Here is an 11,929-nt window from a genome sequence, read left to right as displayed (position 1 = left end):
GGGGAGAGGGCTGACTGAGCCCCTCACCCCGGCCCTCTCCCAGGGGAGAGGGGGTGAAATCGGTGTCGTTCGCCGGAACGGAGTCCCGGTTGACGCTACTTGGTCTGGGACTCGAAGCGACGCAGCAATACGTCACCGCGCTGCACGGCGGCATCCAGCGCCTGTTGTGGCGTTTTCTTGCCGGTCCACACGCCTTCCAATTCTTCATCCACCACGGTACGGATCTGCGGCATGTTGCCCAAACGCAGGCCCTTGGTGAATGGCAACGGCGGCTTGTTCAGCATCTGACGCGTCGCCACATCGGCGCCCGGGTTCTTGTCGTAGAAGCCCTGTTGCTTGGTCAGATCGTAGGCCGCGGTGGTGATCGGCAGATAACCGGTCTTCTGGTGCCATTCAGCGGCAATTTCCGGCTGGGCCAGATACTGCAGGAACTCGGCAACCCCTTTGTAGGTGGCGGTATCTTTGCCGTTCATCACCCACAGGCTGGCACCGCCAATGATGGCGTTCTGCGGTGCATTTTTGGCATCCGCATCGTACGGCATCATGCCCACGCCGTAGTTGAACTTGGCGTAATGCTTGATATCCGCCAGAGAGCCGGATGACGCAGTAGTAATGGCGCAATCACCGCTATAGAACTTCTCGGTGGATTCGTCTTTACGGCCGAAATAGGTGAAATTACCCTTCTTGTTCATCTCTTCCAGCAGTTGGATGTGCTTGACCTGCAGCGGCTTGTTGAACTCCAGCTTGGCGCTGGCTCCCCCGAAACCGTTGTTCTCCGTGGCGAACGGTACCCCGTGCCAGGCGCTGAAGTTCTCGAGCTGGATCCAGCCCTGCCAGCCACTGGCGTAGCCACACTTCATACCGGCTGCACGCAGTTTGGCGGTGTCCGCCGCCAGTTCCTGCCAGGTTTTTGGCGGCTGGTCCGGGTTCAGGCCGGCTTTTTTGAAGGCGTCCTTGTTGTAATACAGCACCGGAGTGGAACTGTTGAACGGCTGAGACAGCAGGTGACCGCTCTTGTTGTCGGTGTAGTAACCGGCCACCGTCGGCACGAACACCGACTCGTCAAAGTTGATACCGGCATCTTTAAACACTTCATACACCGGCTTGATCGCCTTACTGGCCATCATGGTTGCCGTACCCACCTCGTACACCTGCAAAATTGCCGGCGCTTTGCCTGAGCGATAGGCCGCAATGCCCGCCGCCAGGCTCTGTTCGTAGTTACCTTTATAAACCGGGACAATTTTGACGTCGGTGTGAGACTGGTTAAAGCGATCCGCCAGGGAATCCACTTCTTTACCCAATTCACCTTCCATCGAATGCCAGAACGGGATCTCGGTTGCCGCCAGTGCCTGAGTGCTGACCGCCAGGGTCAACGCGACGCACAGCGTAGTTTTGCGAATAGCGTAGGTGAGCATGCCTAACTCCTGAAAAAAGCTGGTGTAATAAGCGCGTGAGCGAAAAGAATCAGTTTTTTGTTCGGTAGCTAACATGCCATGCTCGGATGACAGAAATATAACTGCCAGATGACAGCCGTGTGACGGGAGAGTGAAGTGCAGATTGCTGTTTGATGTCGGCGGCAGGGAGAACTGCCCCGCCGCCGTGGGTATTACAGTGAACGACGCAGTCGAGCGACCGCTTCCTGCATTTGCTGTTCGGTCGCGGTGGCGAACGACAGGCGGAAAGTCGAACGATCCGGGTTGTCTGAGAAGAAGTATTCCCCCGGCACGAATACCACGCCCTGCTGCAGGGTGGTTTTCAGCCATTCGGTAGCGTTAAACGGCTGACGGAAACGCGCCCACAGGAACATACCGCCCTTCGGCATATCGAAGCTGATATGGTCGCCCAACTCTTGTTCCACCAGCCCGGCCAGGATCTCGCCCTTGTGCTTGTAGGCCGCGCGGATCTTTTCGATCTGCGCCGGCAGACGATCCAACCCCAGGTAGCATTCGACGATGCTCTGCGACAGCGCACTGGCGTGCAGATCCGCCGCCTGCTTGATGATCGCCACTTTATGCAGCAGGAACTCAGGCAAAATTGCCCAGCCCAGGCGCAGGCCCGGTGCCAGGATCTTGGAGAAGGTCGAGGTGTAGATAATGTTATCGGTATGACCCAGCACCTGCTGCGAAATCTGGTGCAGCGTGGCGTTGCGCTCTTCGGTAAAGCGCAGTTCGCCGTACGGGTCATCCTCGATGATCAGGAAATTGTGCTCGGCCGCCAGTTTCACCAACAGTTCGCGGCGCGGTGCGCTCAGGGTGATACCGCTGGGGTTGCCGAAGTTCGGCACCACATACACGCCCTTGATGCGCTGGGTTTTCAGCAGTTCGGCCAGCTCTTCGACCACCATGCCATCGCTGTCAGACGACACCGACATGATGTTGGCTTCCGCCAACTCCAGCGTCTGTAACGCCGCCAGATAGGTCGGACGCTCCACCACAAACACATCGCCCGGGTTGACGATGGCACGCATCACCAGATCCAGCGCCTGCTGGGAACCGGCCGTGACCATCACTTCTTCGGCAGTGGCAGAAACACCACGCTGGGCGCACAGTTCGCAGATGCGCTCACGCAGCACCGGACTGCCTTCGGTCAAACCATATTGGAAAGCGCTTTTCGGCTGCTCGGTGATCGCCTGATGAGTAGCGATGCTCAAGCCTTCGAAATCAAACAGGGCATCAGAGGGGATGCCGCCCGCCAGCGAAATGACGTTTTCCATCTTACTGTGCTTGAGCAATTCACGAATTGCCGAGCTTTTTACTTTTACGATGCGCTGCGCGAGTAACCCTTCTGTGTTCATTTCTTCTTCTCATTCCTGATTATTATTAGTTACTGGGACAAACTATCCACCGAGATAAGCGGATCGAACTGCTTCGTTTGCTAACAATGCGGCTCCCGTATCTTCCAACACCACGCGGCCGTTTTCCAGTACATAACCACGATCGGCCAGTTTCAGCGCCTGATTGGCGTTTTGCTCCACCAGGAAGATGGTCATTCCCTCTTCGCGCAGTTGCTCAATAATGTCAAAAATCTGCTGAATAATGATCGGCGCCAGCCCAAGGGAAGGTTCGTCGAGCAACAGCAACTTTGGCTGGCTCATCAGCGCACGGCCGATAGCCAACATCTGTTGCTCACCGCCGGACATGGTGCCGGAACGTTGGGCACGGCGCTCCAGCAGGCGCGGGAACAGGCCGAAAACCCTTTCGATACGCTGCTGATACTGCTGACGATCGGCAAAGAAACCGCCCATCGCCAGGTTTTCTTCCACCGTCATGCGCGAGAATACCCGTCGCCCTTCCGGCACAATAGCCACCGCCTCACGCATGATGCGCGAGGTCTGCCACTGGGTAATATCCTGATCGAGGAAAGTGATGCTGCCCTCGCTGGCACGGGGTTCACCGCACAGCGTGCCGAGCAGCGTAGTTTTACCGGCGCCGTTAGCACCGATCAGCGTGACTATCTCACCCTGCTTAATATTCAGGCTGACCTGATGCAGCGCCTGGATTTTGCCGTAATGGGCGGATACCTGATTAAATGACAACATAATTTATTCGCCCAGATAAGCCCGGATCACGTCCGGGTTGTTGCGGATTTCTGCCGGAGTGCCCTGCGCCAGCGGCGTACCCTGGTTCACCACGTAGATGCGGTCGGAAATGCCCATCACCAGCTTCATGTCGTGTTCGATCAACAACACCGATACCTTATGCTGATTACGCAGCTCGACAATCAAATGATCCAGCTCGTCGGTTTCCTTCGGGTTCAAACCCGCCGCAGGCTCGTCGAGCATCAGCAGCTCCGGCCGGGTAACCATGCAACGCGCAATCTCCAGCCGCCGCTGCTGGCCGTATGCCAGGTTGCCCGCAGAGCGGTTAGCCATCTCCAGCAGGCCAACCCGCTGCAGCCACACCGCCGCACGTTCCAGCGCGTCGGCTTCGGCGCGACGGAAGGCCGGCGTTTTCAACAGCCCGGCGAAAACGCCGCTTTTCAGATGCTGGTGCTGCGCAACCAGCAGGTTTTCGATCACCGTCATTTCACGGAACAGCCGCACATGCTGGAAAGTCCGCACTACGCCCATGCGAGCGATGTTTTGGCCGGATAGCCCTTCCAGATGACGTTCGCGCAGTTTAATGGTGCCGCCGGTTGGGCGGTAGAAACCGGTCAGACAGTTAAAGACCGTGGTTTTTCCGGCACCGTTCGGGCCGATCAGCGAAACGATCTCGCCTTCATTGAGTTCCAGCGCCACGTTATTGACCGCCAGCAGGCCGCCGAAACGCATCGATAACCCTTCGACCTTCAGCAAAGGTTGCATACTCATGCCTGTTCCCCCTTGCCCGCGTGGATATCCGCCGCTTTCAGCTTCAGCTGTGGCCGCTTCATCGGCAGCAACCCTTGCGGCCGCCAAATCATCATCAACACCATCAGGGCGCCCAGCAGCAACATGCTGTATTCGTTCAGATCGCGCATCATTTCACGCGATACCACCAGCAGAATAGCCGCCAGGATCACGGCAAACTGCGACCCCATACCACCCAAAACCACGATCGCCAACACGAAGGCCGACTCGACAAAGGTAAAGGATTCCGGGCTGACAAAACCCTGACGTGCGGCAAACAGCGTACCGGCAAAACCGGCAAAGGCGGCGCTGATGGTAAAGGCGGTCAGCTTGATTTTGGTCGGGTTAAGGCCCAGTGAACGGCAGGCGATTTCATCTTCGCGCAGCGCTTCCCAGGCACGGCCCAGCGGCATGCGCAGCAGGCGGTTGATCACAAACAGCGTCAGTACCACCAGCAGCAGTGCCACCAAATACAAAAACACAATGCGATCGCTCGGATCGTATTTCAGGCCAAAGAAGTTGTGGAAGGTGTCCCAGCCGCCGTCGCGCAGGCTGCGGTTGAACTCCAGCCCAAAGAAGGTCGGTTTTGGGATCTGGCTGATACCGTTCGGCCCGCCGGTGATCTCGGTATTGTTCAGCAGCAGGATACGCACGATCTCACCAAAGCCCAGGGTCACAATCGCCAGGTAATCGCCGCGCAGACGCAGCACCGGGAAACCGAGCAGGAAACCGAAGATGGCGGTGACGATGCCCGCCAGCGGCAGGCTTTCCCAGAAGCCGAGGCCATAGTAATGGTTCAGCAGCGCATAGGTGTAGGCGCCGATGGCGTAAAAACCGCCGTAACCCAGCACCAGCAGGCCGGACAACCCGACCACCACGTTCAGGCCCAGACCCAGCATCACGTAGATCAACGTCAGGGTGGCGATATCCACCGTGCCGCGCGATACCAGGAACGGCCAGGCGACCGCCGCGACAATGATCGCCGCGGCCAGCAGCTTCTGGCGCGCGGTGGTGCCATCAAAGCTCGGTAAGACGAATGACGGGCCGGAGATTTTTTTCAGCCCTTGCTGCATCAACGGACGCAACAATTGGAAGAAAAACACGATGACACAGCCAATGCCGATCCACATCCAGCGAACTTCCGCCGCGCCATGAACCACCAGTTTGGTTCCGTCGAGACTCAGTTGCATCCCCATCAGGAACGAAGCCATCACAAACAGCACCAGCGTGGCGATCAACGCATTGAGCAGATTGAGTTTCATACCTTCTCAACCTCCGGACGCCCAAGGATGCCGGTTGGCATGATCAGCAACACCACGATCAGCAGCGCGAACGACACCACGTCTTTATATTCGGTGCTCAGATAGGCCGAGGTCAGCGCTTCCGCCACGCCCAGTACCAGGCCGCCAATCATTGCGCCGGGAATGCTGCCGATCCCGCCCAGCACCGCCGCGGTGAAGGCTTTCATGCCTGCCATAAAGCCGATGTATGGGTTAATCACTCCGTAGAACTGGCCCAGCAGCACGCCGGCCACTGCCGCCATCACCGCGCCAATCACGAAGGTCAGCGAGATAACCCGGTCAGTATTGATGCCCAACAGGCTGGCCATTTTCAAATCTTCCGCGCAGGCACGGCAGGCGCGGCCCATGCGGGAATAACGAATGAATATCGTCAGCGCCAGCATCGCCAGGAAGGTGACGACCCAGATAATCAACTGCATGGTAGTGATGGTGGCGGCAAAACCGTTACTTTCACCCAACACCCATTGGCCGGTGACCAGGCTAGGCAGCGCCAAATCGCGCGAGCCTTGCGTCAGGCTGACGTAGTTTTGCAGGAATATCGACATCCCGATGGCGGAGATCAGCGCGATCAGACGCTTTGAGTTGCGCACCGGCTTGTAGGCTACCCGCTCAATGCTCCAGCCGTAGGCGCTGGCAATGACGATCGACACCAGGAACCCGGCGCCAATCAGCAACCAGCTCACGTCGATGCCCACCATCATCAGGGCGGCGATAACAATAAAGGAGACATAGCTGCCGATCATATACACCTCGCCGTGGGCGAAGTTGATCATGCCGATGATGCCGTAGACCATGGTGTAACCGATGGCGATCAATGCATAGGTGCTGCCCAACGTGACGCCGTTGAACATCTGCTGCAGAAAATAGAGAACCTGCTCTGACATACTCTAACCCTTGGCTGCGAAACCTGAATGCGAAGAGCATTCAGGTAAAGGGATACGGAGCCGGCAAGCCGGCCCGCGGGCGCAGCAGAACTGCACCCTACCCTGATGATTATGGCTTATTTGATTGGTGTTGATGTGCCGTCTGCATGCCATTCAAACACGCCGAACTCGAAGCCTTTCAGATCGCCCTTGTCATCCCAGCTCAGCGGCCCCATCACGGTGTCCACCGGCTTGCCGGTTTTCAAATCCTTGACGATATCGGCCGGCTCTTGGCTGCCACTGCGCTCCATCCCGGTGGTCAGAGATTGCAGTGCGGCGTAGGTGGTCCAGACAAACGGCCCGGTCGGATCCAGTTTCTTGGCTTTCAGCGCATCAACCACAGGTTTGTTGGCTGGAACCTGATCGTAGCGTTTCGGCAAGGTCACCAGCATGCCTTCGGAAGCCGCACCGGCGATGTTAGACAGTGAGGAGTTGCCCACCCCCTCTGGCCCCATAAAGCGGGTGGTCAGCCCGGCCTGTTTGGCCTGGCGCAGGATCTGGCCCATTTCCGGGTAGTAGCCGCCGAAATAAACAAAATCGACGTTCTCTTTCTTCAGGCGTGCCACCAGAGTGGAGAAATCTTTATCGCCGGCGGTGATACCTTCAAACATCACCACGTCGGTACCCTGTTTTTTCAGACTGTCGCGTACCGAGCGTGCCAGGCCTTCGCCATACTGCTGCTTGTCGTGGATCACGGCAATGCGCTTGGGTTTGATTTCACTGAGGATGTACTTGGCTGCGGTCGGGCCCTGATCGGAGTCCAGGCCGGTGGTACGCATGATCATCTTGTAACCACGGGTGGTCAGATCGGCGTTAGTGGCCGCCGGGGTAATCATGATCACGCCTTCATCTTCATAAATATCGGAAGCCGGCTGCGTCGAGGAAGAACACAGGTGGCCGATCACATAACGGATACCGTCGTTGATCACCTTGTTGGCCACCGCTACCGCCTGTTTCGGGTCACAGGCATCGTCGTATTCCACACCAACCAACTTATCGCCCTTGATGCCACCCTTGGCATTGATATCGGCAATTGCCTGACGGGCACCGGTAAACTCCATATCGCCATACTGTGCGACCGGGCCGGACATCGCCCCGACGATCGCCACCTTAATGTCTTTTGCCATTGCCGCATGCCCGATTGCCATCGCGATACAGCCAGCCAACAATGCCTTACCTTTTGTTAATTTCATCCGCAAATCCCCATCTGTCGTTGTGAACGTACCTGTTGTGTTTGCCTGCACCTGACCCTTATTTACTGCTTTTATTCATAAGTAATAATGATTTAGGTGTTTTCGCGGCAATATTTTCTAATAAGACTTTATTTTTCATGCCATTAAACAGGAATTTTCTGCTGCAAATCAACTTGCACAATCAGGAACAAGCGGTGTAAACAGCATAAAATCCGGATTAAATCTGCGCTGTTTTGCATCAGGCGCAGCGCGTTATGCTGGTTCCGGATCGCTTTACTACATATTTACTCGGAAAATGCGTCTTGCAAAAAACATTTCGCGCAGTAATCGTACAGAAAAACTTACACAACGCTCTGTGCAAGATCTATTACACTGTCGGCATCGATTAGCCGTTCGGAAATCCTGCATGAAATTAACTATAGAACGATTAACCACACTGTCCCCGCAAGACCTTATCGATCTTGGCAAAATCTGGCCGCATCAGCAGCCGGAGCAGTGGCAAAGCGGGTTGAGCGGCGATAAAGCCCTGTTCGCAGCCCGCTTCAACGAACGGCTGCTCGGTGCGGTGAAAATCGAGCTGAACGGTAAGCATGCCCAACTGCAAGATTTACTGGTGCGTGAGGTGACACGCCGTCGCGGCGTTGGTCTGTATCTGGTACAGGACGCCCAGCGTCAACTGCCGCAGATAACGCACTGGCAGCTTTCAACCGCCGGTCTGACAGCGCGCGAACGCGGTGAAGTGGATAACTTTATGCGCGCCTGCGGTTTCACTCAGCAAGGCGAACTCTGGCAGCAATGAAACGCGGGCTAATGGCGCTATTAATGCTGGTACTGGCATTCATCGCCTGGTTCGGTGGCCGCCAGCAGGCACTGCAACTGCAGCAAGCCTGGGATAACCAGGCCTACGTTTGGCAACGGGTCTGGACGCCGCAACATGCTGCGGCATTGGCGCAAAGCCGCGATCTTTTCTCTGCGTTGCGGGTGCTGGGCTTGCAGGTACATCCGCGCGAAGGCTGGCGTGAAATCCCGGTTAATCTCCCATTATTGAAACAAGATGGCCGCCCGCTGTGGCTGGTCGTGCGTCTGGATGGGCAGTTGGCGCAGTTGGACGAATCCGCCATTCGCCAGCGCCTGCTAAAGCAGGTGCAGCAGTGGCAGGCCGCCGGGTTGCAGGTCATCGGCGTTGAAATAGATCACGACGCCGCCACCGCTCGCCTGCCCGACTATCAGCATTTCCTCCAACAACTGCGCCAGCAGCTGCCTCGCTCATTGCAACTGGGTATTACCGCCTTACCGACCTGGATCGGCTCAGCGACGCTGCCCGGCGTATTACAACAGGTGGACAGTTCGGTACTGCAGGTACATGCGGTGCTGTCGCCGCAGCAAGGGTTATTTTCCGGCCCGCTGGCACTGCGCTGGGTAAAGCAGTACGCGAAAATGACGCCGAAGCCCTTCCGGGTGGCCTTGCCCGCCTATGGCATGGGTCTGGTGGGGTTTGATGAGCAGGGCGCGCAGGTTGAAAGCGAAACCTCGCTGCGCGTGGCCGGGACTTCGCGAGAGCTGACGGTCGCGCCGCAGCAGATAGCTGATTTTCTGCATCAATTGAACGCGCAAACCACACCGCACCTGCGTGGCATTATCTGGTTCCGGCTGCCGCTGGCGGACGATCGTCGCGCCTGGTCATTGACGACGCTGCGGGCAGTGATTGAAAACCAACCGCTCAGCGTCAACTGGCTGGTAAAAATTAGTCCTCAGCCACAGCAAAATGGGCTCAATGATCTGATACTTCACAATAATGGGCCGATTGATGCCCCGCTGCCCCATGAAATTGTCATCACCGCCAGCGACTGTCTGGCGGCGGATGCCGCGGGCAACTACCGGCTGGAAAGTGAGCCTCAACGGCAACGCTTTGTCCTGATTAGCGGCGACCAATTACGTGCCGGGCAATCCCGGCCACTGGGCTGGCTGCGCTGCCAACAACTGACGCCAGGAGGCACCCTTGTCACACCTTAATGCTCGCACTCTTCCACTGGCGGCCCTGATCGGCTCAGCATTGGCGCTGCCGATTAACGGCTACGCCTGCGGGCCGGATTTCCCTAACCGGTTGCTGGTCGATCGCAATGGCACACTGCTGTATATGCCGGAAGGCAATTTTGCCTTTGAAGCCGGCCGCCTGGTCGCGATAGATAAGCAACTACCGCAATGGAAAGCGCCACCGCCGCCCATGCCGCCGAAACCGATGCCCCTGTCGCCAGAAACCATCATCATCGGCAAAATGCGCGCGGCAAAAACCGTTGAAGAGGCCGATGCGGTCAATACTCAGGGGTTGTCTGATGCCGCTCGCCTGTACCAACTGGGCGCAGTGGCCTTTGCCGGCCAGGATCCGCGGGCCGGCGAATACTTCCAGCAGGTATTGGCGCTACCCGCTGCAGAACAGGGCGATTGGGGGCTACGAGCGCAATACTCACTCGGCCGACTGCTGATGGGCGATCACGGCACGCCAGAGAACGAAAGTGGCGAACCGGCTGCGACGGCCAAACACCCGGCAAAACCGCAGCTGGAGCAAGCGCTGGCGGCTTTCCAGCAGGTGATTGAGCGAGTGAAAAGCGGCACGGCCGATCCGGATCAACTGGCGCTGAGCAGTCTCGGCCAGCAGGCACGTATCCACCTGTGGCTCAATGACGTGACTCAAGCGGCGCGGCTGTATGCCCAGCAGGCGGCTCAGGGCGATCAAAACGGCGGACTGTCGTTGCAGTACGTTTCCAGTTATCTGGTCAATCCTGACCACTTCGATACGCTAAAACAGGCGATTACCGATCCGCTGATCCAGCAATTGGTCACTATCGAACTGTTCGCCCGCAGCAGTAATCTGCAAATGGCCGACACCGACGGCACCGGTAGCCGCTCAACGCAGATTATCAGCCAAATTCTGACGCTGTTGGACGCCTCGGTGAAAAACGGTTTCAGCGGCAGCGACCGGTTGGCAGCATTGGCCTACCGCACCGGGCAATATCCGATGGCAGCCAGCCTGCTGAAACACGCCGGTGACAGTGGCCTGGCCTGGTGGCTACGCGCCAAGATGGCGCTGCGCGACGGGGATGTTAAAGCCGCCACCGCAAACTACGCCAAAGCGGCGGCCGCTTTCCCATCCAGTGAAAGCTGGGGCGAGCAACGCAATGCCGACTTTGTGCAAGAAACCATTGTGCCCGAGTGTCGGGTGGCGGGTGAGCAGGCGATCCTGGCACTTGATCGCGGTGACTATCTACAGGCAATGGATTTCCTGTATCGCGGTAAAGAGATTTATTGGGCTGACGTCGCCGACGTAGCCGAACGGGTGCTGACCGTCGACGAGCTGAAAGGCTTTGTCGATAAACATGCGCCAGCACCAACTACGCCGCTAAAACCGGTCAATCCGGACGAGTACAACGGTCAGCCACTTACGCCGGAAGTACAACTGCGTGAACTGCTGGCGCGGCGTCTGATGCGCGCCGGACGTCCTCAAGAGGCCATGGGCTATTTCGACATCCCTAACTATCGTCAGGTGGCGCAGCAGTACGCCGATACGCTGAAAACGGCGCAGGACAAAACCGCCGACAAACTGGCGCGCGCCGAAGCCTATTATCAGGCGGCCACGCTACTGCGCACACAAGGGCTAACCTTCACCGGCTATGAGATGACGCCGGATTACGCGATTTATGACGCAGGTTATTCCTATCTGGGAGATGCGTTTGATACTCGCGAACTCAAACATAAGAGTTGGATCAGCAGCGCGGAAGCGGCACGGGCCAAAGCAGCACTGCCGCCACAGGACAATCGCTTCCTGCACTATCGTTGGCAGGCCGTCACCCTGGCCCAGCAGGCTGCCGATTTGCTGCCGCCAAAAAGCCAGGCCTATGCCGCCGTGCTGTGCAATGCCGCCGGTTGGGTGATAAAACGTGATGCAAAAACCGGTCAGGCACTGTATCAGCGCTATATCAACACCGGGTCTCGTTATCCCTGGGCCAACAAGTTTGGCTATAGCTGCCCGGCGCCAGACTTCGCTGCCGTTACGCCATAGCGCCGAATTTCAGGCACAAAAAAGCCCGGCTAGTGAACTGCACCCCAAAAGTTGGACACCCAACTGAATAAGGTGCAGTTTTTTATGGCAAAACCAAAATACTCCCTCGAAACCAGACTGGCAGTGGT

Annotated in this window: 10 protein-coding genes; 3 read left to right on the top strand and 7 right to left on the bottom strand. The window is 57.4% G+C overall.

Annotated features, from left to right (window positions below; translation table 11 throughout):
• Positions 1-95: 95 nt before the first annotated feature.
• From ugpB to M2406_RS25870, 7 genes are all read right to left on the bottom strand, one after another.
• The gene (gene ugpB / locus M2406_RS25900) at positions 96-1,415 is read right to left on the bottom strand and encodes a sn-glycerol-3-phosphate ABC transporter substrate-binding protein UgpB (protein WP_259191894.1); all 1,320 of its coding nucleotides are present in this window, start codon (positions 1,413-1,415) and stop codon (positions 96-98) included.
• 191 nt (positions 1,416-1,606) lie between these two features.
• Positions 1,607-2,794: a PLP-dependent aminotransferase family protein gene (locus tag M2406_RS25895; RefSeq protein ID WP_017891302.1), complete on the bottom strand. Its 1,188-nt coding sequence runs from the start codon at positions 2,792-2,794 to the stop codon at positions 1,607-1,609.
• 42 nt (positions 2,795-2,836) lie between these two features.
• Positions 2,837-3,538 (bottom strand): high-affinity branched-chain amino acid ABC transporter ATP-binding protein LivF, encoded by a 702-nt coding sequence (livF, locus tag M2406_RS25890; RefSeq protein WP_012004702.1) that lies wholly within the window; start codon positions 3,536-3,538, stop codon positions 2,837-2,839.
• Between the two features lie 3 nt (positions 3,539-3,541).
• Positions 3,542-4,309 (bottom strand): high-affinity branched-chain amino acid ABC transporter ATP-binding protein LivG, encoded by a 768-nt coding sequence (gene livG / locus M2406_RS25885; RefSeq protein WP_012004701.1) that lies wholly within the window; start codon positions 4,307-4,309, stop codon positions 3,542-3,544.
• Positions 4,306-5,589 carry a high-affinity branched-chain amino acid ABC transporter permease LivM gene (locus M2406_RS25880; RefSeq protein WP_135314713.1) on the bottom strand — a complete coding sequence of 428 codons (1,284 nt, stop codon included), beginning with the start codon at positions 5,587-5,589 and terminating at the stop codon, positions 4,306-4,308. The genes livG and M2406_RS25880 overlap by 4 nt, the downstream gene beginning before the upstream one ends.
• Entirely contained in the window at positions 5,586-6,512 is a 927-nt protein-coding gene (gene livH / locus M2406_RS25875) for a high-affinity branched-chain amino acid ABC transporter permease LivH (protein ID WP_012004699.1), read from the bottom strand. Before livH ends, M2406_RS25880 begins: the two co-directional genes overlap by 4 nt.
• A 116-nt stretch (positions 6,513-6,628) precedes the next feature.
• Positions 6,629-7,744 carry a branched-chain amino acid ABC transporter substrate-binding protein gene (locus M2406_RS25870; RefSeq protein ID WP_012004698.1) on the bottom strand — a complete coding sequence of 372 codons (1,116 nt, stop codon included), beginning with the start codon at positions 7,742-7,744 and terminating at the stop codon, positions 6,629-6,631.
• A gap of 406 nt (positions 7,745-8,150) precedes the next feature.
• Here M2406_RS25870 and panM point away from each other — a divergent pair, with 406 nt between their 5' ends.
• The 3 genes from panM to M2406_RS25855 are packed head-to-tail and all read left to right on the top strand — an operon-like array spanning position 8,151 to position 11,801.
• Positions 8,151-8,543 carry an aspartate 1-decarboxylase autocleavage activator PanM gene (gene panM, locus M2406_RS25865; protein ID WP_012004697.1) on the top strand — a complete coding sequence of 131 codons (393 nt, stop codon included), beginning with the start codon at positions 8,151-8,153 and terminating at the stop codon, positions 8,541-8,543.
• A complete protein-coding gene (locus tag M2406_RS25860) occupies positions 8,540-9,757 on the top strand; it encodes a DUF3142 domain-containing protein (protein WP_259191893.1) in 1,218 nt (405 codons plus the stop codon). The genes panM and M2406_RS25860 overlap by 4 nt, the downstream gene beginning before the upstream one ends.
• Positions 9,744-11,801, top strand: coding sequence for a hypothetical protein (locus tag M2406_RS25855; protein ID WP_259191892.1), 2,058 nt, complete (start codon positions 9,744-9,746; stop codon positions 11,799-11,801). The genes M2406_RS25860 and M2406_RS25855 overlap by 14 nt, the downstream gene beginning before the upstream one ends.
• Positions 11,802-11,929: the final 128 nt, after the last annotated feature.

It is taken from the genome of Serratia sp. BIGb0163 (assembly GCF_024809935.1).
Classification (GTDB): Bacteria; Pseudomonadota; Gammaproteobacteria; order Enterobacterales; family Enterobacteriaceae; genus Serratia; species Serratia quinivorans.
The sequence above is the reverse complement of the archived record's forward strand: the minus strand, read 5'-3'. Positions and strand labels throughout refer to the sequence as shown.

What these genes read in the sequence shown, in the direction of transcription:
- M2406_RS25870 (WP_012004698.1), bottom strand. Translation starts at nt 7,744, where the DNA reads ATGAAATTAACAAAAGGTAAGGCATTGTTGGCTGGCTGTATCGCGATG.
- livG (WP_012004701.1), bottom strand. Translation starts at nt 4,309, where the DNA reads ATGAGTATGCAACCTTTGCTGAAGGTCGAAGGGTTATCGATGCGTTTC.
- M2406_RS25880 (WP_135314713.1), bottom strand. Translation starts at nt 5,589, where the DNA reads ATGAAACTCAATCTGCTCAATGCGTTGATCGCCACGCTGGTGCTGTTT.
- panM (WP_012004697.1), top strand. Translation starts at nt 8,151, where the DNA reads ATGAAATTAACTATAGAACGATTAACCACACTGTCCCCGCAAGACCTT.
- M2406_RS25860 (WP_259191893.1), top strand. Translation starts at nt 8,540, where the DNA reads ATGAAACGCGGGCTAATGGCGCTATTAATGCTGGTACTGGCATTCATC.
- ugpB (WP_259191894.1), bottom strand. Translation starts at nt 1,415, where the DNA reads ATGCTCACCTACGCTATTCGCAAAACTACGCTGTGCGTCGCGTTGACC.
- M2406_RS25895 (WP_017891302.1), bottom strand. Translation starts at nt 2,794, where the DNA reads ATGAACACAGAAGGGTTACTCGCGCAGCGCATCGTAAAAGTAAAAAGC.
- livH (WP_012004699.1), bottom strand. Translation starts at nt 6,512, where the DNA reads ATGTCAGAGCAGGTTCTCTATTTTCTGCAGCAGATGTTCAACGGCGTC.
- livF (WP_012004702.1), bottom strand. Translation starts at nt 3,538, where the DNA reads ATGTTGTCATTTAATCAGGTATCCGCCCATTACGGCAAAATCCAGGCG.